At 61.6% G+C, this 22,900-nt stretch carries 21 protein-coding genes; 10 read left to right on the top strand and 11 right to left on the bottom strand.

Annotated elements, in window-relative coordinates; translation table 11 throughout:
• Window positions 1–136 precede the first annotated feature (136 nt).
• From AC19YT_RS19130 to AC19YT_RS19150, 5 genes are all read right to left on the bottom strand, one after another.
• Complete coding sequence (locus tag AC19YT_RS19130; protein WP_095108003.1) at window positions 137–1,063, bottom strand: glutamate/aspartate ABC transporter substrate-binding protein; 927 nt, start codon at window positions 1,061–1,063, stop codon at window positions 137–139.
• 430 nt (window positions 1,064–1,493) lie between these two features.
• Window positions 1,494–3,032: a glycerol-3-phosphate dehydrogenase gene (glpD, locus tag AC19YT_RS19135; RefSeq protein WP_095108004.1), complete on the bottom strand. Its 1,539-nt coding sequence runs from the start codon at window positions 3,030–3,032 to the stop codon at window positions 1,494–1,496.
• Window positions 3,033–3,289: 257 nt separating this feature from the next.
• Window positions 3,290–4,045 carry a DeoR/GlpR family transcriptional regulator gene (locus AC19YT_RS19140; protein WP_095108005.1) on the bottom strand — a complete coding sequence of 252 codons (756 nt, stop codon included), beginning with the start codon at window positions 4,043–4,045 and terminating at the stop codon, window positions 3,290–3,292.
• 75 nt (window positions 4,046–4,120) lie between these two features.
• The gene (gene glpK / locus AC19YT_RS19145; RefSeq protein WP_095108006.1) at window positions 4,121–5,635 is read right to left on the bottom strand and encodes a glycerol kinase GlpK; all 1,515 of its coding nucleotides are present in this window, start codon (window positions 5,633–5,635) and stop codon (window positions 4,121–4,123) included.
• Window positions 5,636–5,715: 80 nt separating this feature from the next.
• A complete protein-coding gene (locus tag AC19YT_RS19150; protein ID WP_095108007.1) occupies window positions 5,716–6,567 on the bottom strand; it encodes an MIP/aquaporin family protein in 852 nt (283 codons plus the stop codon).
• A 369-nt stretch (window positions 6,568–6,936) separates the two neighbouring features.
• Here AC19YT_RS19150 and ybaK point away from each other — a divergent pair, with 369 nt between their 5' ends.
• Window positions 6,937–7,407 (top strand): Cys-tRNA(Pro) deacylase, encoded by a 471-nt coding sequence (gene ybaK / locus AC19YT_RS19155; protein WP_095108008.1) that lies wholly within the window; start codon window positions 6,937–6,939, stop codon window positions 7,405–7,407.
• 94 nt (window positions 7,408–7,501) lie between these two features.
• On the top strand, window positions 7,502–8,290 hold the full coding sequence (locus AC19YT_RS19160) for a PhzF family phenazine biosynthesis protein (RefSeq protein ID WP_500610832.1): 789 nt from the start codon (window positions 7,502–7,504) through the stop codon (window positions 8,288–8,290).
• A gap of 28 nt (window positions 8,291–8,318) precedes the next feature.
• On the opposite strand, the gene AC19YT_RS19165 is transcribed toward AC19YT_RS19160, so the two are convergent.
• Window positions 8,319–9,428 (bottom strand): ABC transporter ATP-binding protein, encoded by a 1,110-nt coding sequence (locus AC19YT_RS19165; RefSeq protein ID WP_095108010.1) that lies wholly within the window; start codon window positions 9,426–9,428, stop codon window positions 8,319–8,321.
• Entirely contained in the window at window positions 9,425–10,345 is a 921-nt protein-coding gene (gene argF / locus AC19YT_RS19170; RefSeq protein ID WP_095108011.1) for an ornithine carbamoyltransferase, read from the bottom strand. Before argF ends, AC19YT_RS19165 begins: the two co-directional genes overlap by 4 nt.
• 371 nt (window positions 10,346–10,716) lie before the next feature.
• On the opposite strand from argF, the gene AC19YT_RS19175 reads away from it, so the two are divergent.
• Both AC19YT_RS19175 and grxD read left to right on the top strand, forming a co-directional pair.
• Window positions 10,717–12,825: a molybdopterin oxidoreductase family protein gene (locus AC19YT_RS19175; RefSeq protein WP_500610833.1), complete on the top strand. Its 2,109-nt coding sequence runs from the start codon at window positions 10,717–10,719 to the stop codon at window positions 12,823–12,825.
• Between the two features lie 108 nt (window positions 12,826–12,933).
• Window positions 12,934–13,275 carry a Grx4 family monothiol glutaredoxin gene (gene grxD / locus AC19YT_RS19180; protein ID WP_095108013.1) on the top strand — a complete coding sequence of 114 codons (342 nt, stop codon included), beginning with the start codon at window positions 12,934–12,936 and terminating at the stop codon, window positions 13,273–13,275.
• 126 nt (window positions 13,276–13,401) lie between these two features.
• Here grxD and bfr read toward each other — a convergent pair whose 3' ends face one another.
• Together bfr and AC19YT_RS19190 are read right to left on the bottom strand one after the other, a co-directional pair.
• Window positions 13,402–13,872: a bacterioferritin gene (gene bfr, locus AC19YT_RS19185; protein ID WP_095108014.1), complete on the bottom strand. Its 471-nt coding sequence runs from the start codon at window positions 13,870–13,872 to the stop codon at window positions 13,402–13,404.
• 199 nt (window positions 13,873–14,071) lie between these two features.
• Window positions 14,072–14,290 (bottom strand): bacterioferritin-associated ferredoxin, encoded by a 219-nt coding sequence (locus AC19YT_RS19190; RefSeq protein ID WP_095108015.1) that lies wholly within the window; start codon window positions 14,288–14,290, stop codon window positions 14,072–14,074.
• A gap of 299 nt (window positions 14,291–14,589) precedes the next feature.
• On the opposite strand from AC19YT_RS19190, the gene AC19YT_RS19195 reads away from it, so the two are divergent.
• Window positions 14,590–15,192 (top strand): peroxiredoxin, encoded by a 603-nt coding sequence (locus AC19YT_RS19195; RefSeq protein ID WP_095108016.1) that lies wholly within the window; start codon window positions 14,590–14,592, stop codon window positions 15,190–15,192.
• 554 nt (window positions 15,193–15,746) lie between these two features.
• Here the strand turns inward: AC19YT_RS19195 and fdxA are convergent.
• Together fdxA and mutS are read right to left on the bottom strand one after the other, a co-directional pair.
• Window positions 15,747–16,070, bottom strand: coding sequence for a ferredoxin FdxA (gene fdxA / locus AC19YT_RS19200; protein ID WP_095108017.1), 324 nt, complete (start codon window positions 16,068–16,070; stop codon window positions 15,747–15,749).
• A 141-nt stretch (window positions 16,071–16,211) separates the two neighbouring features.
• Window positions 16,212–18,791, bottom strand: a complete 2,580-nt coding sequence (gene mutS / locus AC19YT_RS19205) for a DNA mismatch repair protein MutS (RefSeq protein ID WP_095108018.1) — start codon at window positions 18,789–18,791, stop codon at window positions 16,212–16,214.
• Window positions 18,792–18,989: 198 nt separating this feature from the next.
• Here mutS and AC19YT_RS19210 point away from each other — a divergent pair, with 198 nt between their 5' ends.
• The 5 genes from AC19YT_RS19210 (at window position 18,990) to AC19YT_RS19230 (ending at window position 22,876) form a co-directional block, all read left to right on the top strand.
• Window positions 18,990–19,733, top strand: coding sequence for a LexA family transcriptional regulator (locus tag AC19YT_RS19210; protein WP_095108019.1), 744 nt, complete (start codon window positions 18,990–18,992; stop codon window positions 19,731–19,733).
• A 463-nt stretch (window positions 19,734–20,196) separates the two neighbouring features.
• Window positions 20,197–20,544: a phage holin family protein gene (locus tag AC19YT_RS19215; RefSeq protein ID WP_095108020.1), complete on the top strand. Its 348-nt coding sequence runs from the start codon at window positions 20,197–20,199 to the stop codon at window positions 20,542–20,544.
• A gap of 72 nt (window positions 20,545–20,616) precedes the next feature.
• Window positions 20,617–21,201 carry a phage tail terminator protein gene (locus AC19YT_RS19220; protein WP_500610834.1) on the top strand — a complete coding sequence of 195 codons (585 nt, stop codon included), beginning with the start codon at window positions 20,617–20,619 and terminating at the stop codon, window positions 21,199–21,201.
• Window positions 21,198–21,380: a DUF2635 domain-containing protein gene (locus AC19YT_RS19225; protein ID WP_095108022.1), complete on the top strand. Its 183-nt coding sequence runs from the start codon at window positions 21,198–21,200 to the stop codon at window positions 21,378–21,380. The genes AC19YT_RS19220 and AC19YT_RS19225 overlap by 4 nt, the downstream gene beginning before the upstream one ends.
• A complete protein-coding gene (locus tag AC19YT_RS19230) occupies window positions 21,380–22,876 on the top strand; it encodes a phage tail sheath subtilisin-like domain-containing protein (RefSeq protein WP_095108023.1) in 1,497 nt (498 codons plus the stop codon). The genes AC19YT_RS19225 and AC19YT_RS19230 overlap by 1 nt, the downstream gene beginning before the upstream one ends.
• Window positions 22,877–22,900 lie beyond the last annotated feature (24 nt).

Below are 22,900 nucleotides of genomic sequence, written 5' to 3' on the forward strand. Positions count from 1 at the left end.
CCCGCCTGACGCAAAGCGCCAGACACACACGATCGGCTCGAAAACCACCGGGTCGAGTGTTCCAAAAAATACCAGCAGGTAGTAGCGGACACCCGGGGGAGCGTTAGCCCCCTCGGGATGTAAGGTTAGTCAGGAATCAGGATTTTTTTGCGTCAGATTTATCGTCAGCCGCTTTATCGGTTGGCGTGGCGATCAGCGCCTTGAGCTCGTCGCTCATTGGGAAGTTCAGGTTCAGGCCCTTAGGTGGGATCGGCGCTTGGAACCACTTGTCGTAGATCTTGTTGATTTCGCCAGACTTGTAGGTCGCGACGATGGCGTCGTCCACGGCTTTCTTGAACGGGGCATCGCCCTTGCGCACCATGCAGCCGTAGATTTCGTAGGACTGCGCGGTGCCGGTCACGGCCCAGTCGCCAGGCTTCTTGGCCTTGGCCATTTCGCCGGCGAGCAGGGCGTCGTCCATCATGAAGGCCACTGCGCGGCCGCTTTCGAGCATCTGGAAGGATTCGCCGTGGTCTTTGGCGGAAATGACGTTCATGCCCATCTGCTTGTCGGCGTTCATCGCCTTGAGGATGCGCTCGGACGTGGTGCCGGCGGTGGTCACGACGTTCTTGCCCTTGAGGTCAGGGAAGTCCTTATAGGTCGAGTCCTTTTTGGACAGCAGGCGCGTACCGATCTCGAAAATGCCTACCGAGAAATCAACCTGCTGCTGGCGCTCGACGTTGTTGGTGGTGGAGCCGCATTCCACGTCCACGGTGCCGTTCTGCACCAGCGGGATACGGGTTTGCGAAGTGACCAGGTTGTACTTGACCTTCAGGTCCGGGATGTCCAGGTCTTTCTTGATGGCTTCGACGATGGCCAGTTGGATGTCGTGGGAGTAGCCAACCGGTTTGCCGGAAGCATCCGCGATGTAGGAAAACGGGATGGAAGCGTCACGGTGCCCGAGGGTGATGGTGCCGGACTCTTTGATCTTCTTCAGTGTGCCGGTGAGTTCGGCAGCGAAAACTGGAGTGCTAATCAGTGCGGCAGCGATGGCTGCGCCCAGAAGATGGGGAACGATACGCATCAAATTTTCCTCGACATTGTTTTTTTTATGGAGCCGGTACACCGGCCCTTTATATGTACTGCGAACACCGCGGTGGCCGTTAAGAGTGATGGCACTACGGACATTCGTGCAGGAGTGTAGAGCATGAGTCGTGCCAGACCCGCTGATTTAGGTCAAAACCGCGATTCTCAAGGCAGTGGAGTGCGTGCAGGGCCGATGGTTCAGATGAACTATCCGGTTAACCGAATCAGGCATAGTGATGCGTTCGGAAAGCCGAACGGGTTTCGCCTGTGGCAGCCTGCCGGCGATAGGGCTGGTACGACCGACACACCTCTGCCCGCAGAAATACCGTCATGGCCAGCAGGTTCGCTGCCACCCGAGGCGAGCCGTTGTTCACAAAAAAGCCCCCGGACCACAAGGTCAGGGGGCTTTTGCCGACGCGGGCCGGGCCTCAGGCCGCTTCGATCTTGCTGCGGTGCTGTTCGACCTTGCTCAGGTAGTCCGCCAGTTTCTGTTGTTCCTCGGCACTGGTGAACAGGCCCAGCTTGCTGCGCCGCCACAGGATGTCGTGGGCGCTGGTGGCCCATTCTTCGCTGCACAGGTAATCGACTTCACGGGTGTAGAGCCCGCCGCCCAGGTGTTCGCCCAGGTCGCTCAGTTGCTGCACGCCTTCGAGCAGGCGCCAGGTGCGGCTGCCGTAGGTGCTGGCCCAGCGTCGGGCGAGGTCAGTGGGCAGCCAGTCGAACTGGTCGCGGATCAGCGCGGCCAGGGCCTGCGGGGTGCTCATGTCTTCGCCGCCGGGCAGGGTGGCGGTGGCGGTCCAGCTCGGGCGGATGTCCTTGAAGAACGGCGCCAACTGGGCCAAAGCCGACTCGGCCAATTTACGGTAGGTGGTCAGCTTGCCGCCGAATACCGACAGCAGGGGGGCTTCGTCCGCAGCGCCGGACAGTGCCAGGGTGTAGTCGCGGGTCACGGCGGACGGGTTGTCCGATTCGTCGTTGCACAGTGGGCGCACGCCGGAATAGCTGTGGCGGATATCGTCGCGGCTCAATTGCTTCTTGAAGTGGGCATTGACCACGTTCAGCAGGTAGTCGGTTTCGCCTTCGGTGATCGCCACTTTTGCTGGATCGCCCGTGTATTCACGGTCGGTGGTGCCAATCAGGGTGAACTGGTTGAGGTAGGGGATGGTGAAGACGATGCGCTGGTCTTCGTTTTGCAGAATGTGCGCGTGCTCGCCTTCGTACAGCTTGGGCACGATCAGGTGGCTGCCCTGGATCAGGCGGATGCCGTAGGGCGATTCCAGCTTCAAATCATCCTTGATGAATTTGGCCACCCAAGGGCCGGCTGCATTCACCAGGGCCTTGGCGCGGATCGATAGCAGGCTGCCATCGGCGCGCTCCAGGTGCAGGTGCCACAGGCCCTTGCTGCGCCGGGCGCTGACGCAACGGGTCTGGGTGTGCACATGGGCGCCTTTCTCGCGGGCGGCCATGGCGTTGAGCACCACCAGGCGTGCGTCGTCGACCCAGCAGTCGGAATACTCGAAGCCTTTGGTGATGGTGCTTTTAAGTGGGCTGTCGGCGCCGAACTTGAGGCTTTTGGAACCGGCCAGTTGTTCGCGCTTGCCCAGGTTGTCGTAGAGGAACAGGCCGGCGCGGATCATCCACGCCGGGCGCAGGTGCGGGCGATGGGGCAGCACGAAGCGCATCTGCTTGACGATGTGTGGCGCTTTGGCCAGCAGCACTTCGCGCTCGGCCAGGGCTTCGCGCACCAGGCGGAATTCGTAGTGTTCGAGGTAGCGCAGGCCGCCGTGGATCAGTTTGCTGCTGGCCGAGGAGGTGTGGCTGGCCAGGTCGTCCTTTTCGCAAAGGAACACCGACAGGCCGCGACCCGCTGCATCCGCCGCGATGCCGACACCGTTGATCCCGCCGCCAATTACGGCAACGTCATAGACTTCGGCAAGGGGTGAAGCAGGCAAGGTAGAAGCGGTCATGGGCTGGCCTCGCGATCTTTTATGATCGGTTTGTATTTGAAATCGAACATTAATGTTCATTTACGAAAATTGTAGCCCATAAACGCGGCCACAGCCAGCCGCTTTCGATTGAAAAAACTCATCGAAGGAGGAGAAAGGAAAAATTATGAACATGGGGTGGGGTGTCGGGGGGATCTCTGTCGCGGGCGAGCGCAGCGCCGCCCGGCCCGGCGCGCGCTCACAGAGGCTTAACGCGGGCCGTGACAGCGGTTAAAGCGTCACACCACTTCCAGCCGCACCTTGTGCTGGTTAAGCAGTTGGGTCAGGGCGGGGACGGGTTGCTGGTCGGTGACCAGGCAATCGACCAGGCTGATGGGGCCCAGGCGAATCATGGCATTGCGCCCGAATTTGCTGGAGTCGGCGGCCAGGATCACTTGCCGGGCATTGGCGATGATCGCCTGGGACACCCGCACTTCCTGGTAGTCGAAGTCCAGCAGGCTGCCGTCTTCGTCGATGCCGCTGATGCCCACCAGGGCGAAATCGACCTTGAACTGGTTGATGAAATCCACGCTGGCCTGGCCCACCACGCCGCCGTCGCGGCGCACGTTGCCGCCGGTCAGCAGCACGTCGAAGTCGTCCTTGGCGCTGAGCATCATTGCCACGTTGAGGTTGTTGGTGATGATTTTCAGGTGGTTGTGGTTGAGCAGTGCCCGGGCGATGGATTCGGTGGTGGTGCCGATGTTGATGAACAGCGAGGCGTGGTCGGGGATCTGCGCGGCAATGGCTTCGCCGATACGTTGTTTCTCGTCGCGCATCTGGTCGGCGCGCATGGCGTAGGCGGTGTTTTCGACACTGGAGTCATAGGCCGCGCCGCCGTGGTAGCGGCGCAGCAGGTGGGCTTCGGCGAGTTGGTTGATGTCGCGGCGAATGGTCTGCGGGGTGACGACGAATAACTGGGCCATTTCCTCGATACTCACGTAGCCGCGTTCGCGGACCAGTTCGAGGATTTGCTGCTGGCGGGGAGGCAGATTCATGGGGCGTCCTTGGGGCTGCCGGGCAAAATTTGCCCATGATGCCGCAGGAATTGGCTCCCGGCCAGTTGCGTGCCTTTAGGCGTCCTGTTCGGCGCCTTCGTGGGGTTCCCAGTCGCGGGTGCGGCTCACGGCTTTTTTCCAGCCAGCGTAGAGCTTCTCCTTGGCCGCTTCGTCCAGTTGCGGCTCGAACTCACGCTCGATCACCGCTTTGCCGCGCAACTCGTCCAGGCTGCCCCAGAACCCGCAGGCCAGGCCTGCCAGGTAGGCGGCGCCCAGGGCCGTGGTTTCGCGCATTTGCGGGCGCTCGACCAGGGTGCCGAGGATGTCGGACTGGAACTGCATGAGGAAGTTGTTGGCCACCGCGCCGCCGTCCACGCGCAGGGCCTTGAGGCGCTCGCCGGAATCCTGCTGCATGGCGTCGAGCACGTCGCGGGTCTGGAAGGCGATGGACTCCAGTGCAGCGCGGATGATGTGGTCCACGCGCACGCCGCGGGTCAGGCCGAACAGTGCGCCACGGGCGTAGGGGTCCCAGTAGGGCGCGCCGAGGCCGGTGAAGGCCGGCACCAGGTACACGCCGTTGCTGTCCTTGACCTTGTTGGCGAAGTATTCGGTGTCGTGGGCGTCGTTGATGATCTTCAGTTCATCGCGCAGCCATTGCACGGTGGAGCCGCCGTTGAACACCGCGCCTTCGAGGGCGTAGGCCACTTCGCCGCGCGGGCCGCAGGCGATGGTGGTGAGCATGCCGTGGCTGGACTTGACCGCTTTGTCGCCGGTGTTCATCAGCAGGAAGCAACCGGTGCCGTAGGTGTTTTTCGCCTGGCCCGGCTCCACGCACATCTGGCCGAACAGGGCGGCCTGCTGGTCGCCGGCGATGCCGCCGATGGCGATGCCGCTTTTGGTGCGGCCGTAGATCTCGGAGGAGGATTTGACCTCGGGCAGCATCTGGCGCGGGATGTCGAGGATTTCGAGCATCTTGGCGTCCCACTCCAGGGTATGGATGTTGAACAGTAGGGTGCGCGAGGCGTTGGTGTAGTCGGTGACGTGGGTCTTGCCGCCGGTGAATTTCCAGATCAGCCAGCTATCGACGGTGCCGAACAGCAGCTCGCCGTTGCGTGCCCGTTCGCGGCTGCCTTCGACGTTGTCCAGGATCCACTTGAGTTTGGTGCCGGAGAAGTACGGGTCGGTGACCAGGCCCGTGGTGTCGCTGATGTATTGTTCGTGGCCGTCGCGCTTGAGCTGCTGGCAGATCTCGGTGCTGCGCCGGCACTGCCAGACGATGGCGTTGTAGATCGGCCGGCCGGTGTTTTTGTCCCAGACCACGGTGGTTTCGCGCTGGTTGGTGATGCCGATGGCGGCGACCTGGTCATGGTGCAGGCCGGCCTGGGCCAGGGCCTCGACCATCACCGCGCTCTGGGTGGCGAAGATTTCCATCGGGTCGTGCTCGACCCAGCCAGCCTGCGGGTAGTGCTGGACGAATTCGCGTTGGGCGGTGCACACCACGTTGGCGTCACGATCGAAGATGATCGCCCGCGAACTGGTCGTGCCCTGGTCAAGGGCAATGATGTAGTTCTTATTCTCAATGTCGGTCATGTCGATTGCCTTGGAATAAATAGGAGTTCAATTCGGATGGTGCGGGCCGCTACGTTGGCAGCGCGGCCCGGCCATCGGTGTCAGGAGGCGCGAACCTTGCCGTCAGCGGCGGGTTCGGCCTCCATCACAACAGGTGCGGCACTGGGCAGATGGCGGGCAATCATCCCGCGATAAACGCCAGCACCGAGGCAGGCACCGATGATCGGCGCAAAAATTGGAATCAGGAAGTACGGAATATCGCGCCCGCCGGTGAAGGCAATGTCGCCCCAACCGGTGAAAAACGTCATCAGTTTAGGCCCGAAATCTCGCGCCGGATTCATCGCGAAGCCGGTCAGCGGGCCCATGGCGCTGCCGATCACGGCGATCAGCAGGCCAATCAGCAAAGGCGCCATGGCCCCGCGTGGCAAGCCGTTGTTGTCGTCGGTGAGGGCCATGATGACGCCCATCAGGATGGCCGTGATGATGACTTCCACCAGGAACGCCTGGGCCGTAGACAGCGCCGGGTGCGGGTAGGTGGAGAACACCGAGGCCAACTCCAGGCTGGCCTGGCTGCCGCGTACCATCTGGTGGCTTTGTTCGAAATCGAAGAACAGGTTGCTGTACAGCGTGTACACCAACAGGGCGGCGCAGAAGGCGCCCGCGACCTGGGCGAAGATGTAGAAGGGCAGTTTGCGCTTTTCAAAGTCGGCGAACAGGCACAGCGCAATGCTGACCGCAGGGTTCAGATGCGCACCGGAAACCCCGGCCGTGAGGTAAATCGCCATGCTCACGCCGATCCCCCAGATGATGCTGATTTCCCACAGGCCGAAGCTGGCACCCGCGACCTTGAGCGCGGCAACGCAACCGGTGCCGAAGAAAATCAACAGGGCCGTTCCCAGGAACTCGGCCATGCATTGGCCCGAGAGCGAAGGTTGTTGTAGAGCAGTCGTCATCGAAAACCTCGTTTTTTTTGTTGTCTGGCGCTTTGCCTAATGACCAAAGCGCGATGTGCACCTGCGTAAGGATCCCCATCCGAACCCAGGCTTACTGCCGGGTACTGCTTTTTAGCTTGGGTAATATATTCAGAATCGAAAAAATATAGACAAGAAACACTGCTGTCAAAGGTCGAAAGTGAACTATTGGTCATTATTTAACTATTAGTTGTATGAATGATTCCAGCCAGGGCGTGCGTGTCGACTTTTGTGGTCACGCCCTAGGGGGCCTCGCGGCGGGGCTTAAGGGGTGTGGTAGAGCCTTTTACACGTCGATCACCTAGAATCGGGCGTCTGTTTTTTCTGCCCTTCGCCCGGTTTGGAGCTGCCATGACCCCCGCATTGGATTTGTTGAAAAAAGTTCGCGCCGAACATCGCATCCACAGTTACGAACATGACCCCAAGGCGACCTCCTACGGCTTGGAGGCAGTGGAAAAACTGGCGTTGGCCCCGGCCCAGGTGTTCAAAACCCTGCTGGCGGCCAGTGAAAAAGGCGAGTTGTTGGTGGCGGTGGTGCCGGTGGCGGGCACCCTGGACCTCAAAGGGCTGGCCCACGCGGCGGGAGTGAAGAAGGTCGAGATGGCCGACCCGGCGGCGGCGCAGCGTTCCACCGGCTACCTATTGGGCGGCATCAGCCCCTTGGGGCAGAAGAAGCGCCTGCGTACGTTTATCGATAACTCGGCCCAGCCCCAGGCGAGCATTTTTGTCAGTGCCGGGCGCCGTGGCCTGGAGGTGGAGTTGGCACCGGCGGTGCTGGCCGAGCACACCCAGGCCACGTTCGCCGATATCGGCCGCCCCTGACCCAGGCTGTATGGCGTAAATCGGGCCGATCTGTCTCTGGTCGGCCGTTGCGCCGGGCGCCATGCTCGCTCACTTCACAATGAGGAGAAGAGCGATGGCCCTTGAGTTCTATCAGGTCGATGCATTCAGCGATCGGCCGTTCGCGGGCAACCCGGCGATGGTCTACCGCCTCGAGCAGTGGTTGAGTGATGAGTTGATGCAGAACATCGCCGCCGAGCACAACCTGGCCGAAACCGCATTCGTGGTGCGCCAGGGCGCAGGCTGGCATATCCGCTGGTTTACCCCCACTACCGAAGTGCCGCTGTGCGGCCATGCCACCCTGGCCAGCGCCCATGTGCTGTTCGAGATCTATAAAGAGCCGGCCGAGCGCCTGGAATTTGCCAGCCAGTCCGGGCCTTTGAGCGTTACCCGCGAAGGCGACCGTTTGTGGCTGGATTTCCCGCTGATCGAGCCGCGCCCGATTGAAGCCAGCGCCACGATCGAGACCGCCTTGGGGGTTAAGCCCCTGCAGGTGTGGGAATCCAACGAGTTGTTGGTGGTGCTGGAGTCGGAGCAAGCGGTGCGCGCTTGCCAGCCGGACATGGCGGCCCTGGCGCAATTGCCGTGGTTGGGCGCGATCGTCACCGCCCGGGGCAGCGGCCACGATTTCGTTTCGCGTTACTTCGCCCCGGCCATCGGTATCGACGAAGACCCGGTCACCGGCTCCACCCATTGCCTGTTGATCCCTTACTGGGCCGAACGCCTGGGCAAGGCCGAGCTGAACGCCTATCAGTGCTCGGCGCGTGGAGGGGCGTTGTTCTGTCGCCTGGAAGGCGAGCGGGTGAAGATCGGCGGGCAGGCGCGGTTGGTGGCACGCGGCACGCTGTTGATCGACGTGGCGTAGCAAGCTTGCTTGCTACGCCTCTGGGGTCCTAGCTGGCGGTGCTATAGCGCCGCACACCCGATTCCTCGGCGCGAATCTGCGCCGCCATGCTGCCGCTGGCCTGGAACAGCACCAGGTGCTCGGCCGCCACGCGAATTCCCACATCCGCGCCAACCTGGTGGTCGGCGTGGCTGGGGAAGATCGATTCCAACTGGCTGCCGGTGGGCAGTTGCAAACGGTACAGAGTCGAGGCGCCGAGGAAGGTCTTGCCGACGATCCGCGCCTGGAGGGCGCTGTCCGGGGCGTAGACGATGTCGTCCGGGCGCAGCAGCACGTCCACCGCGCCGCCGGTCGGCCAGGTGTAGGCGCGGTTGCCGCGCAGCAGGCCGAGTTCGGTTTGCACCGACTCCGGGGTGTCGAGTTGGCCGCGAATGAAGTACCCCTGGCCGATAAAACTCGCGACAAAAGGCGTCAGCGGTTCGTGGTAGAGGTTGTAGGGCGTATCCCATTGCTCCAGGCGCCCCTCCTTGAACACGCCCACGTGGTCGCTGACGGCGAAGGCTTCTTCCTGGTCATGGGTGACCAGGATCGCGCTGGTGCCACGGCTTTTGAGGATGTCCCGCACTTCGTGGCTGAGCTTGCGCCGCAGCTCACCGTCGAGGTTGGAGAACGGCTCGTCGAGCAGCAGTAATTGCGGTTCCGGCGCCAGGGCGCGGGCCAGGGCGACGCGCTGTTGCTGGCCGCCGGACAACTCGTGGGGGAAGCGCTTGCCGAGGTTTTTCAGGTTGACCAGTTCCAGCAACTCCTCCACCACCCGCTGTTTTTGCGGGTGCTTGCGGATACCGAAGGCAATGTTTTCGGCCACGCTCAGGTGCGGAAACAGCGCGTAGTCCTGGAACACCATACCGATGCGACGTTTCTCCGGCGCCAGGGTGAAACCGGCACTGGAGATGACTTCGCCGGCCAGGCTGATATCGCCTTCGTGCACCGGCTCGAAACCGGCAATGGCCCGCAGGGTGGTGGTCTTGCCGCAACCGGAAGAGCCGAGCAGGCAGCCGATGTCGCCGGCGTTGAGGTGCAGGTTGAGGTTCTGCACCACCCGTTGATCCTGATAGCCGCAAGCGAGGTTGCGCAGGTTAAGCAGTAGTGGCTGGCTCATGCGTGGTGGTACGACGGTGGCACCAGGAACTCGAGCAGAGCCTTTTGTGCGTGGAGGCGGTTTTCTGCCTGGTCCCAGGCCACCGAGCGTGGGTCGTCAAGCAGGTCGACGCTGATTTCTTCGCCCCGGTGGGCGGGCAGGCAATGCATGAACAGGACGTCCTCGGCAGCGGTGTCGAGCAGGGCGCGATTGACCTGGAACGGGGCGAACAGCTTGAGGCGCTTGGCGGTTTCTTCTTCCTGGCCCATGGAGGTCCAGACATCGGTGCTCACCAGGTGCGCGCCGCGGACCGCTTCGCGCGGGTCACGCACGATGGTCACCCGCGCACCGGCCTTGGCCACGAACTCGGGGTTGGGTTCGTAGCCTTCGGGGCAGGCGATGCGCAATTGGAAGTCGAATTGGATCGCCGCTTCTATATAGCTGTTGCACATATTGTTGCCGTCGCCGATCCAGGCCACGGTTTTGCCCTGGATCGAGCCGCGATGTTCGAGGAACGTCTGCATATCGGCGAGCAACTGGCACGGGTGCAGGTCGTCGGACAGGCCATTGATGACCGGCACGCGGGAGTTGGCGGCGAATTCGGTGAGGGTGCTGTGGGCGAAGGTGCGGATCATCACCGCGTCCAGCATGCGCGACATGACGATGGCGCAATCGCCGATCGGCTCGCCACGGCCCAGTTGGGTGTCGCGCGGCGAAAGGAAGATCGCCTGGCCGCCGAGCTGGATCATGCCGGCCTCGAAAGAGAGGCGGGTGCGGGTCGAGGACTTCTCGAAGATCATTCCCAGAACGCGGTTTTTCAGGGGCTCGAAGAGAACGCCGCGGTTACGCAGGTCCTTCAACTCGATGCCGCGACGGATCACGCTGACCAGCTCTTCGGGCGTGCAATCCATCAGGGAGAGAAAGTGCCTTGCGCTCATCATTAACTACCTTTTTGCAACGGACCGCAGATGCTCAAAGCCTTGTTTAATTTAGAAAACGGGCGAGACCTGCGGCGAAAGCCGCACGGGGCGACGAAATGGGGAAAGGCGCGATACTGACATTAAATGTCGCGTTTTTCCAATAGGGCTAAGGTTTTGGGCGTTTTGCAGGGGCGACCGAGTGGTCGCGAGGGGCATTTGTACACTGCGCCCCTGCGCCTTGGCAAACAAGGCGGGGCTTGGCCGGTATCGGCTGGCCTGATGCCGCTCGATTCACAAGGCGAACGTCTCTGGTGCGCGGGGCGTTCTGGCACCATAGTTTTGGCTTTGCAGCCCGTTGCGGGTTGCCCGAACACAACAAGAGACTGGCCATGACCAAGACTCTCCATCACCGTGCCTGCCACCTGTGCGAAGCCATTTGCGGCTTGACCATCGAGACCACCACCGAGGACGGCGCCGCGCCGCGTATCACCTCGATCAAGGGCGATGCCCTGGACACCTTCAGCCGTGGCCATATCTGCCCCAAAGCCGTGGCGCTGCAAGACATCCAGAATGACCCGGACCGCTTGCGCCAACCCATGCGCCGCGTCGGCAACCAGTGGCAGGCCATCGGCTGGCCCGAGGCCTTCGCCCTGGTGGCCGAGCGTTTGGCGGCGATCCAGGCGCGCCATGGGGCCAACGCGGTGGCGGTGTACCAGGGCAACCCCAGCGTGCACAACTATGGGCTGATGACCCATAGCAACTACTTCCTTGGCTTGCTCAAGACGCGCAATCGCTTCTCCGCGACTTCGGTGGACCAGTTGCCCCATCACTTGAGCAGCTACCTGATGTACGGCCACGGTTTTCTGCTACCGATCCCGGACATCGACCACACCGATTTCATGCTGATCCTGGGGGCTAATCCGCTGGCGTCCAACGGTAGCATCATGACCGTGCCGGACGTGGAAAAACGCCTCAAAGCCATCCAGGCTCGCGGCGGCAAAGTCGTGGTCGTCGATCCGCGGCGCAGCGAAACCGCAGCCATGGCCGACCAGCACCTGTTCGTGCGCCCCGGCGGCGATGCGGCGTTGTTGTTTGGCGTGCTCAACACCTTGTTTGAAGAAGGCCTGACCCGCGACAGCCACTTGCCGGTGGACGGCTTGCCCGAGGTGCGCGCGGCCATCAGCCGGTTCGGTCCCGAGGCGATGAGCCCACTGTGCGCGGTGCCGGCGGCGCAGATCCGCCAGTTGGCCCGGGACTTCGCCGCAGCCCCCTCGGCGGTCTGCTATGGGCGCATGGGCGTCTCGACCCAGGCCTTCGGCACCTTGTGCCATTGGCTGGTGCAGCTCATCAACTTGGTGACCGGCAACCTCGACCGGGTCGGCGGCGCACTGTGCACCGAGCCGGCGGTGGACCTGGTGGCATCCACCTCGGGCGGGCATTTCAACCAGTGGCAGAGCCGGGTCTCGGGGCTGGCCGAATACGGCGGTGAACTGCCGGTTTCGGCCCTGGCCGAAGAGATGCTCACCGAAGGCGAGGGCCAGGTGCGGGCGCTGATTACCGTGGCCGGCAACCCGGTGCTGTCCACCCCCAACGGCCGGCAACTGGAGCAGGCGCTCGATGGCCTGGAGTTCATGGTGAGTGTCGATCTGTATATCAACGAAACCACCCGTTATGCCGACCTGATCCTGCCGTCCACGTCCTCGCTGGAGAACGATCACTACGACACCACGTTCAATATGTTCGCGGTGCGTAACGTCAGCCGTTTCAACCGGGCGATCCTGCCCAAGCCCGATGGCGCGCTGCATGACTGGGAGATCTTTGTCGGCCTGGCCCAGGCGTTCGCCGCCCATACGGGCAAAGAGCTCAAGCCGACCATGGCCCCGGCGCAGATGATCGACCGGGGCTTGCGGGCGGGCCGTTATGGCGATGGCGCGGCGCAACAGTTGTCTCTCGCCACGCTGCTCGACCACCCCCATGGCGTAGACCTGGGGGCGCTCAAAGCCAACCTCGCCCCGCGGCTGAAAACCGCCAACCAGCGCATTCAGGCCGCGCCCGCGCAGATGCTCGCCGACCTGCAGCGCTTTGCCGCGTTACAGGCACCGGCGGCCGATGAGCTGCTGATGATCGGGCGGCGCCATGTGCGCAGCAATAATTCGTGGATGCACAACTACCATCGCCTGGTTAAAGGCAAGCCGCGCCACCAGTTGCTGATGAATCCCGACGACTTGGCGCACCGTGGCCTGAGCGACGGCCAGCGGGTGCGCATCAGCTCGCGCATTGGCGCCATCGAGGTGGAGGTGCTGGCCAGTGCCGACATGATGCCGGGTGTGGTCAGCCTGCCCCACGGTTGGGGCCATGCGCGCCCCGGCGTACAAATGGAAATCGCCAGCGGCCAACCGGGGGCCAGTGCCAACGACTTGACCGATGAACGGCAACTGGATCACCTGTCCGGCAACGCGGCGCTCAACGGCGTGCCGGTAACCGTGGTGGCGGCTTGATGGCGGTTGGTCGGTGACGGCACTGGGAGACCGAGCATAGGGCTCGGCTTTCCGTTACAATGCGCCACCGTGCCGACCCTGAGTCGGAAAGTTCAGCCGAGGTGCTTCATGGATATCATCGAAACTATTAAAGAGCAGATCGCCAACAACACCGTTCTGCTTTACATGAAAGGCTCGCCGAATGCCCCGCAGTGCGGCTTCTCGGCCAAAGCGGCCCAGGCCGTCATGGGCTGTGGCGAAAAGTTCGCATACGTGGACATCCTGCAGAACCCGGAAATCCGCGCCAACCTGCCTAAGTACGCCAACTGGCCAACCTTTCCACAACTGTGGGTGGGCGGTGAACTGGTCGGCGGTAGCGACATCATGACCGAGATGGCCGCAGACGGTTCGTTGCAGACCACCATCAAGGCCGCCGTTGAAAAAGCGGCCGCTGGCAAGACCGAAGCCTGATTGCTTCTGCGGGAACGGGCCCTTCCGGTCCCGCAGACGTTTCACGGCGAGCCTGGATTGAAGGCAATAAAAAGCCCCGCTTCTTCATATAAGAGAGCGGGGCTTTTTTATTGAGGCTAACTTGGGTTATTCACCCATCTGCGATTGCAGATAGTTCTCAATACCTACTTTGTCGATCAGGCCAAGTTGAGTTTCCAGCCAGTCGATATGTTCTTCTTCCGATTCCAGGATATCTTCGAGCAACTCGCGGCTGCCGAAATCGCCAGAGACTTCGCAGTGGGCGATGGCGGCCTTGAGGTCGGCGTGGCCGGTCTTCTCGATCCGCAGGTCGCACTCCAGCATTTCCTTGGTGTGCTCGCCGATGTGCAGCTTGCCCAGGTCTTGCACGTTAGGCAGGCCTTCGAGGAACAGGATGCGCTTGATGAGCTTGTCCGCATGCTTCATCTCATCGATGGATTCTTTGTACTCATGCTTGCCGAGTTTGTTCAGGCCCCAATCTTCGTACATGCGGGCATGCAGGAAGTATTGATTGATCGCGACCAGCTCATTGGCAAGGATCTTGTTGAGATGTTGAATGACTGTCACGTCGCCTTTCATGGTGGGGCCCTGTCCTTTATTCGCGGTATATAAAATGGAGTTTGAGCTGCGTACTCATAAGTGTCAAACCTAAGTTGTTGAATAATAAATGAAAATTAATCGGAATAAGAATGTTTGTGTTCCGCGTCTGAACGCTAAGCGGTTGAATTATGGGCATAAAAAAACCGGACACTAAGTCCGGTTCTTTGAAATGCGTTAGTTATGCGACGGAAAATTCCACAGGGTAGGGAATCGCCGCACGGCTGCTTTGCAGCTCGGTGAGGGTTTCACGTACCACTTGCTTGGCGAGGCAGGCGCATTTTCCGCATTGGCTGGCGACGCCGGTGGCTTGGCGTACTTCGCGGTAGCTGCAGCAACCTTCGTAGATGGCGTCGCGGATTTTTCCGTCGGTGACGCCGGTGCACAGGCAGACATACATATAGGAGAACCGTCGCAAGGTTGTGGCTCAATTGGGACGGATCTTAATGTTAACGAGAATGATTGTCAAAGTTGTTTCTGTGGGGCAATACCCGGCTTGAGGTTTTGCCCGACGAACGGGCGCAACAGGTCGAGTGCCCGCTTTTGAGGCGCTTTTCAAAAACCGCTAAGGACAGGGCAAAGTCGCGGTGTATGATGGTCGGTCCTTGCGAAGGGAGATCGAGTCACAGGCCTGTCGCTTATCCGTGGCAGGCTGGGCGCGATCTCGTCCTTTAACTCCATCACACCAGGAGATATCCAATGAGCGTACTCGTCGGCAAACCAGCCCCAGACTTCACCGTTCCCGCCGTACTCGGCAATGGCGAAATCGTTGACAGCTTTACCCTGTCCTCGGCCATCAAAGGCAAATACGGCCTGGTGTTCTTCTACCCGCTGGACTTCACCTTCGTCTGCCCATCCGAGCTGATTGCTCTGGATCACCGCATGGACGATTTCAAGGCACGTAACGTTGAAGTCGTTGCCGTTTCCATCGACTCCCACTTCACCCACAACGCCTGGCGCAACACTGCCATCAATGATGGCGGCATCGGCAAAGTCAAATACACCATGGCTGCCGACATGAAGCACGACATCGCCAAAGCCTACGACGTTGAATCCGAAGGCGGCGTAGCGTTCCGTGGCGCGTTTCTGATCGACGACAAGGGCGTTGTCCGCTCCCAGATCATCAACGACCTGCCGCTGGGCCGTAACATGGAAGAGTTGATCCGTCTGGTTGACGCGCTGCAATTCCACGAAGAGCACGGCGAAGTCTGCCCGGCCAACTGGAAAAAAGGCGACAAGGGCATGAACGCTTCGCCAGAAGGCGTTGCAGCGTACCTGACCGAAAACGCCGGCAAGCTGTAAACCTAGATAGCCAAGTCGCTCCCGCAGGCCTCAGGGCTGCGGGGGCGGCTCTTTGGTATCTATGACGCCTCGGGCCTTATCGGCCCGGGGCGTTTTTGGTTGTAGGCACCACTGCCTCAGTTCCCCCCAAGTCTTCAGGCTTAACCTTCGGCGCGTGTAAGCCTAGGCTTACTCTTTCGTAGGTGTTTGGTTTTTTATTAGCCGGTAGATGCCTATTTTTTCCTGATGTGTTTTTTATCTTATTGATTTATAGGTTTATTTTTTTGTTTGCGGTGGATTAAGCCAAGCAGTCCGCTCTCCGTGGCCGATTGTTCTCGGCGCAGAACCCATTAGTATCAGAACTGTGTCAACGGACAGACACAGCCTTCAAGGAAGAGGGTTTAAGGACATCGCAGGACGCGATTCATCAGGACGATGAAAAGGAACACAGGGATTAGGGAAAAAATGTGGGCGGGTCAAACCGCCCCTTTTTTTGCCTGCGAAAAAGTACACGCAAGCCAAATCCGGGGCAGCAAAAAGGCCCGCAAGGGGCCTTTTCGGTGGACGCGCGGTAATCAGCGTTCCAGATCCTTGATCTTGCCTTTGACGCCATCCCACTTTTCGGCATCGGGCAAAGATTCTTTCTTTTCCGTAATGTTGGGCCAGATTTCCGCCAGCTCAACGTTCAACTGGATGAACTCCTGCATGTCTTCGGGAACTTCATCTTCGCTGAAGATGGCCACGGCCGGGCATTCTGGCTCGCAGAGTGCGCAGTCGATGCACTCATCCGGGTGAATCACCAGGAAGTTCGGGCCTTCGTAAAAGCAGTCCACCGGACAGACTTCTACGCAGTCGGTGTACTTGCACTTGATGCAGTTGTCGGTGACGACGAAGGTCATTCTAATTTTCTCCTCAGGCGGCGGCTGCGAGCCCTTCCAAGACGGGCTCGCGAGGGTTGGGAGCGATAGTCTGCGAGTCAGGCTAATGGCCACGCAGCATCCCAAACCGCGCGAGAGTCTATCAGCTTGCACGCCCGTGCGTTAGACCCGAGTCTTCAGTGCATAGAGCAATTCGAGCGCTTTTCGCGGAGTCAAGTCGTCCAGGTCAAGTTTGGCCAATTCATCCAGCACCGGATGGGGCAGGCTGGCGAACATGTCGCTTTGTTGCGGAGGCGCGGGCTTGCCTTTGGTCGGCTTGGGCGCTTCATGGGGCAGGCTGGTGGTCTCCAGACGGCTCAGGTGTTCGCGTGCCCGCGTAATGACCTCACTGGGCACGCCCGCCAGTTGCGCCACCGCCAGGCCATAACTCTGGCTGGCCGGCCCTGGCAGTACGTGGTGGAGGAACACGATGCGCTCGTTATGTTCGGTGGCGTTGAGGTGGACGTTGGCCACCAGCGGCTCGTTTTCCGGTAGGACGGTCAGCTCGAAATAGTGGGTGGCGAACAGCGTATAGGCGCGCAAATGGGCCAGGCGTTCGGCCGCAGCCCACGCGAGGGACAAACCGTCAAAGGTGCTGGTACCGCGGCCAACCTCGTCCATCAGCACCAGGCTGCGTTCGGTGGCGTTGTGCAGGATGTTCGCGGTTTCGCTCATTTCCACCATGAAGGTCGAGCGCCCGCCGGCCAGGTCGTCGCTGGAGCCGATGCGGGTGAAGATGCGGTCCACCAGTGACAGCTCGCAACTGGCCGCCGGGACGAAGCTGCCGATGTGGGCCAGCAGCACGATCAGCGCTGTTTGCCGCATATAGGTGGATTTACCGCCCATGTTCGGCCCGGTTATCACCAGCATGCGGGTGCTGTCGTCCAGGCTCAGGTCGTTGGCCACGAAAGGCGTGGTCAGTACTTGCTCCACCACCGGGTGGCGGCCCTGGGTGATGCGCATGCACGGCTCGCTGACAAAGCGCGGGCAGTTCAAGTCCAGGTTCAGTGCCCGCTCGGCCAGATTGCTCAGCACATCCAGCTCGGCCAGGGCGGCGGCGGTGTCTTGCAGCGGCGGTAATTGGCCGATCAGGTCTTCGAGCAGGGCTTCATAGAGCATTTTTTCCCGGGCCAGGGCGCGGCTCTTGGCCGATAGCGCCTTGTCCTCGAAGGCCTTGAGTTCCGGGGTGATAAAGCGTTCGGCGCCTTTGAGAGTCTGGCGGCGGATGTAGTCGGCGGGTGCCGATTCGGCTTGCTTGCTGGGCAGCTCGATAAAGTAGCCGTGAATACGGTTGTAGCCGACTTTGAGGTTGGCCAGGCCGGTGCGGGCCTTTTCCCGGGCTTCGAGGTCGATCAGAAACTGCCCGGCGTTCTCACTCAGGGATTGCAGTTCGTCGAGTTCGCTGTCGTAGCCGGTTTTCAGCACGCCGCCGTCGCGGATTACGGCGGGCGGGTTGTCGATGATGGCTTTTTCCAGCAGCGCCGCCAGTTCCGGGTAGGTGCTGGTGGTGTGCGCCAATTGGCTCAGGTGCGGGGCTTCCAGCTCGGTCATGGCCACTTGCAACTGCGGCAGCGCGCCCAGGGCATCGCGCAGGCGCGCCAAGTCCCGTGGGCGCGCGTTACGCAGGCCGATCCGCGCCAGGATCCGCTCGATATCGCCGATTTCCTTGAGCTGCGGTTGCAGCTTCTCAAAGCGATAACCGTCCAGCAGGCAGGTGATCGAGCTCTGGCGCGCCTGCAAGACCTGCAGGTCGCGCAGTGGGCGATTCAGCCAGCGGGTCAGCAGGCGGCTGCCCATGGCGGTCTGGCAACGGTCGACCACCGATTGCAGGGTGTTGTCGCGCCCGCCGGCCAGGTTGGTGTCCAGCTCCAGGTTGCGACGGCTGGCACCGTCGAGCACCACGGTGTCGTCCAGGCGTTCGTGGCGCAGGCTGCGCAAGTGGGGCAGGGCGGTGCGCTGGGTTTCCTTGGCATAACTGAGCAGGCACCCGGCGGCGCCGATGGCCAGGGTCAGGTTCTCGCAACCAAAGCCCTTGAGGTCCTGGGTGGAAAACTGCTGGCACAGGCTCTTGAACGCCGAGTCGCGCTCGAAATCCCACGGCGCGCGACGGCGCACGCCACGGCGCTTCTCGGCCGGCAGGTCCTTGGGCCAATCGTCGGGGATCAGCAGTTCCACCGGGTTGACCCGCTCCAACTCCGCCAACAGGTTTTCCCAGCCCTTGATCTCCAGCACGGTGAAGTTGCCGCTGGTGATGTCCAGCACCGCCAGGCCGAACAAACGCTCATCGCCCAACAACGCGGCAATCAGGTTGTCGCGGCGCTCATCCAGCAACGCCTCGTCACTGACCGTGCCCGGGGTAATGATGCGCACCACTTGGCGGTCCACCGGGCCTTTGCTGGTTGCCGGGTCGCCGACCTGCTCGCAGATCACCACCGACTCGCCCAGCTTGACCAGTTTGGCCAGGTAGCCTTCGGCGGCGTGATAAGGGATCCCGCACATTGGAATCGCCTGCCCCGCCGACTGCCCGCGGGCGGTCAGGGTGATATCCAGCAATTTCGCGGCTTTCTTCGCATCTTCGTAGAAGATCTCGTAGAAATCGCCCATGCGGTAGAACATCAACTGGTCGGGGTGCTGATTTTTCAGGCGCCAGTATTGCTGCATCATCGGGGTGTGCGCGGACAGATCGGAGGTCGTTTTGCTCATCGGATATTCAGGCGGATTCGTCGAAAGTGGTGGGGCAAAGGGGCTGTCTGGCCCGGCTTTTCGCAATGGGCGCAAGGTTACCATGGGCGGTCGGCCACACGCAGGCGCCAAGGGGTAAGTCCTTTGTGAATATTCATGCACGCTTTATGCATAAAAAATGCAAATTGGCATTTGTCATCGGCGCGTAGAACCCTCACTATGCGCGTTATGCAAAAACGCAACGTATCTATCGTCTTAAGAGAGCTGCTCGATAGCCACGGGATCTCCCCTACGGAGCTTCACCGTCGCACGGGTGTGCCTCAATCCACTCTGTCGCGGATTCTCGGCGGCAAGATTGTCGACCCTTCGGACAAGCACATCTCCAAGCTCGCCGAGTATTTTCGCGTGAGCACCGAACAGTTGCGCGGGCGTGTGCCGATTGCGCCTGCACGGGACGCGGCCCTCGATGGGCAGCATGCGGAACTCAAGGACATAAGTTTGTGGGACGACGACACCCCGCTCGATGACGACGAAGTGTCCGTGCCCTTTCTTCGCGAGGTTGAATTGGCAGCAGGATCAGGAAGATTCGTCATTGAGGAGAGCGAGCGCTCTAGCCTGCGCTTCGGCAAACGCAGCCTGCGCCACAACGGTGTGCAGTTCGACCAGGCCAAGTGCGTGACCGTGCGCGGTAATAGCATGCTGCCGGTACTGCGCGACGGCGCGACGGTGGGGGTCAATGCCGGGAAGTCGTCCATTGGCGACATCATCGACGGCGACCTGTACGCCATCAACCACAATGGCCAGTTGCGCGTAAAGCAGCTGTATCGCCTGCCCACCGGGATCCGCCTGCGCAGCTTCAACCGCGATGAGCATCCGGATGAGGACTACAGCTTCCAGGAGATCCAGGATGAGCAGATAGTCATCCTTGGCCACGTCTTCTGGTGGGGCATGTACGCCCGTTAACCACTCCCACGTCAGATAAAACCCGCCGCCGTGCGGGTTTTTTTTCGCCGATTGAAAACTATCCAGGCCTTTGTTTGCGGGCTTTTTATGCGCTCGTGCATTCTCTGCGCATAAATAAATGCATTTATGCATTGACTGTATATGCATACATGCATAGTCTTTGTCTCAAGCCGCCCGACAACGGCTTGCAACGACGCTCTTTAGTTCCATGGCAAAGGCAGCGATGAACTGGCCTCAACAGTTCAGAGGGTTGGCAACTGACCCGGGTGTGCAGCGTAAAGCACCGTAAGCAGTTATCCGGCGGACAGGGTCGCGGTCGGAGGAACAATTTGAATGGATCCGTACCGCGCCAGTCGCGCCGAAAGATCAAGGACCGCATTTTCAAAAGCCTGGGCGACCGGGCTTTTGGCAATGCCTACCGCATCCCTCTACCCGAGCGCCCATCAATTGAAGGAGGCGTGACATGACAAACGAGCAACAAGCGTTGCTGGACATGCCGCTCTGGCTGGTCATCGCCCTGGCCTTGCTGGGCGGCGTCAGCGGCGAAATGTGGCGCGCCGACAAGGAGGGCGCCCGCGGCTGGTCGCTGCTGCGCCGCCTCGCCCTGCGCTCCGGCGCCTGCGTGGTGTGCGGCGTTTCGGCCTTCATGCTGCTGTACGCCGCCGGCACGTCTATCTGGACCGCATGCGCCATTGGCTGCCTCACCGCGATGGCCGGCGCCGATGTGGCGATTGGCTTGTACGAACGCTGGGCGGCGCGGCGCATGGGGGTGTGTGAAGTGCCGCCGCGCACCCCCAGTGACGATCGATAGCGCCACCCCGGCCCAACCCTTTTCCTGGCCCCAGCCCGCCCCGCGCGGGTCGTTCACTTCCTGGTAACCCCCATGAAAATCAGCCCAATCCTCACTCAACTACGTGACTACTGCCCCAGCCTCGCCCAACGGGTATCGGTGGGGATCGACCCACCGGCCCTGCAATCGCCCACCCCAGTGCAAACCCCCTGTGCCCTGGTCCGTGGGTTGGGCGACCGCGCCGCTGAGAACCAGGCGCAAAACGCCACGTGCCAGATCATCCGCGACCGCTTCGCCGTGCTGCTGGTGGTAGACGCCACCCAAGGCGCCGCCGCTCTGGATCAATTGCATGAGTTGCGTGCCGAGGTTTGGCGCGCGCTCGTGGGGTTCCGGCCGGGTAGCGGTTATGCGGGGGTCGAGTACGGCGGCGGCGAGTGGCTGGCGCTGGATGCACAGCGCGGGCTGTATCAGCTGGATTTTTTCGCCGAGTGTCAGTTGGGCCGCCGCCAGGCCAAGGACCCGGCGCAGACCTGGCAAGAGCATGAATTGGACGGCTTGCCGTCTTTGTCCGGGGTCACGGTGCGGGTCGATGCCATCGACCCGGCCGACCCCAACCTGCAACGTCCCGGCCCCGACGGGCGCCTGGAAGTGGTTTTTTCTGGAGAGTTGAACCCATGAGCAAACGCATCACCGTGCTACCGGCCCCTGGCCGGGTTGTACCGGACCCGGAGGCGGGCGACCTGTTGCCCACCGAAGGCCGCGAAGTGTCCGACAGCGCTTGGTGGCGTCGCCGCCTGGCGGATGGCGATATCACCACTAAAGCCGTGAAAGCGGCCAAACCACAGGAAGCCCAATAATGGCGATCGGATTCAGCAACATCCCGGCGGACCTGCGTGTTCCGCTGTTCTATGCGGAAATGGACAACTCGGCGGCCAACAGTGCCTCTTCGAGCATGCGCCGCTTGATCGTGGCCCAGGTCAACGACGACGTGACCGGCCCGGAAGTGGGCAGCCTGGTGCTGGTGCCTAGCCTGGCACTGGCAAAGAAAATCGCCGGCCAGGGCTCGATGCTGGCGGCGATGTACGAGGCCTGGCGCAAGACCGACCCGGTGGGTGAGGTCTGGTGCCTGCCACTGCGCAACGCTACCGGCAGTGCGGCCAAGGCTGAGTTGAAACTGACCGGCACGGCCACTGAAGCCGGCCTGCTCAACCTGTATGTGGGCGGCGCCCGGGTGCAGGCCGCCATCGTCAATGGCGCCACCGCCGTGCAAGCGGCCACGGCCCTGGCCCTGAAAATCAACGCAGCGGCGGATTTGCCGGTGCTGGCCACGGCGGTGGAAGGCGTGGTCAAGCTCAGCGCCAAGTGGACTGGCGACAGTGGCAATGACATCAGCCTGCAATTCAATCGCCTGGGCAAAAGCAATGGCGAAGACACCCCGGCGGGCCTGACGATTGCCATCACCAAAATGGCCGGCGGCGTCGGCGTGCCGGACCAGGTCGCGGCATTGGCGGCGTTGGGGGATGAGCCGTTCGAGTTCATCTGCCTGCCGTGGTCGGATGTGGCCACCCTCAATGCCTGGCAGGGGGCGATGAATGACAGTTCGGGGCGCTGGTCCTGGGCCAAGCAGTTGTTCGGCCATGTCTATACCGCCAAGCGCGGCACGGTGGGGACGTTGGTCGCCGCCGGCCAGACCCGCAACGACCAGCACATGACCATTCAGGCGCTGGAACCCGGTGTGCCGCAACCCTTCTGGGTTCAGGCGGCAGCGCTGGCGGCGCGCACAGCGGTGTTCATCTCGGCCGACGCCAGCCGCCCGACCCAAAGCGGCAGCCTGCCGGGCCTGGACCCGGCGCCGGCCAGTGAGCGGTTCACCCTGACCGAGCGCCAGTCGCTGCTCAGCTACGGCATCGCCACGGCGTACTACGAGGGCGGTTACCTGCGCATTCAGCGGGCGATCACCACCTATCAGAAAAACGCCTACGGCCAGGCAGACAATTCCTACCTGGACAGCGAAACCATGCACCAGTCGGCCTTTATCGTGCGCCGCCTGCAAAGTGTGATGACCAGCAAGTACGGGCGCCATAAGTTGGCCAGCGATGGCACGCGGTTCGGCGCCGGCCAGCCCATCGTCACGCCCAGCACCCTGCGCGGCGAGCTGATTGCCCAGTACGCCAAGCTCGAACAGGAAGGCCACGTGGAAAACGCCGAGTTGTTCGCCGAGCACTTGATTGTGGAGCGCGACAGCCAGGACCCGAGCCGGGTCAATGTGCTGTTCCCGCCCGACTACATCAATGGCCTGCGGGTGTTTGCCCTGCTCAACCAATTCCGCCTGCAGTACGACGCGGCCGCCTAAGGCGCTTCGCCACACCGCTATTTT

It is taken from the genome of Pseudomonas sp. MF08875 (genome assembly GCF_059862525.1).

Coding starts and splice junctions, on each gene's coding strand:
- argF (WP_095108011.1), bottom strand. CDS start 10,345: ATGAGCGCAAGGCACTTTCTCTCCCTGATGGATTGCACGCCCGAAGAG.
- glpK (WP_095108006.1), bottom strand. CDS start 5,635: ATGACCGACATTGAGAATAAGAACTACATCATTGCCCTTGACCAGGGC.
- AC19YT_RS19210 (WP_095108019.1), top strand. CDS start 18,990: ATGCGCGTTATGCAAAAACGCAACGTATCTATCGTCTTAAGAGAGCTG.
- grxD (WP_095108013.1), top strand. CDS start 12,934: ATGGATATCATCGAAACTATTAAAGAGCAGATCGCCAACAACACCGTT.
- AC19YT_RS19190 (WP_095108015.1), bottom strand. CDS start 14,290: ATGTATGTCTGCCTGTGCACCGGCGTCACCGACGGAAAAATCCGCGAC.
- AC19YT_RS19220 (WP_500610834.1), top strand. CDS start 20,617: ATGAAAATCAGCCCAATCCTCACTCAACTACGTGACTACTGCCCCAGC.
- AC19YT_RS19225 (WP_095108022.1), top strand. CDS start 21,198: ATGAGCAAACGCATCACCGTGCTACCGGCCCCTGGCCGGGTTGTACCG.
- AC19YT_RS19130 (WP_095108003.1), bottom strand. CDS start 1,063: ATGCGTATCGTTCCCCATCTTCTGGGCGCAGCCATCGCTGCCGCACTG.
- fdxA (WP_095108017.1), bottom strand. CDS start 16,070: ATGACCTTCGTCGTCACCGACAACTGCATCAAGTGCAAGTACACCGAC.
- bfr (WP_095108014.1), bottom strand. CDS start 13,872: ATGAAAGGCGACGTGACAGTCATTCAACATCTCAACAAGATCCTTGCC.
- mutS (WP_095108018.1), bottom strand. CDS start 18,791: ATGAGCAAAACGACCTCCGATCTGTCCGCGCACACCCCGATGATGCAG.
- AC19YT_RS19140 (WP_095108005.1), bottom strand. CDS start 4,045: ATGAATCTGCCTCCCCGCCAGCAGCAAATCCTCGAACTGGTCCGCGAA.
- AC19YT_RS19150 (WP_095108007.1), bottom strand. CDS start 6,567: ATGACGACTGCTCTACAACAACCTTCGCTCTCGGGCCAATGCATGGCC.
- AC19YT_RS19215 (WP_095108020.1), top strand. CDS start 20,197: ATGACAAACGAGCAACAAGCGTTGCTGGACATGCCGCTCTGGCTGGTC.
- AC19YT_RS19165 (WP_095108010.1), bottom strand. CDS start 9,428: ATGAGCCAGCCACTACTGCTTAACCTGCGCAACCTCGCTTGCGGCTAT.
- AC19YT_RS19175 (WP_500610833.1), top strand. CDS start 10,717: ATGACCAAGACTCTCCATCACCGTGCCTGCCACCTGTGCGAAGCCATT.
- glpD (WP_095108004.1), bottom strand. CDS start 3,032: ATGACCGCTTCTACCTTGCCTGCTTCACCCCTTGCCGAAGTCTATGAC.
- AC19YT_RS19160 (WP_500610832.1), top strand. CDS start 7,502: ATGGCCCTTGAGTTCTATCAGGTCGATGCATTCAGCGATCGGCCGTTC.
- AC19YT_RS19230 (WP_095108023.1), top strand. CDS start 21,380: ATGGCGATCGGATTCAGCAACATCCCGGCGGACCTGCGTGTTCCGCTG.
- AC19YT_RS19195 (WP_095108016.1), top strand. CDS start 14,590: ATGAGCGTACTCGTCGGCAAACCAGCCCCAGACTTCACCGTTCCCGCC.
- ybaK (WP_095108008.1), top strand. CDS start 6,937: ATGACCCCCGCATTGGATTTGTTGAAAAAAGTTCGCGCCGAACATCGC.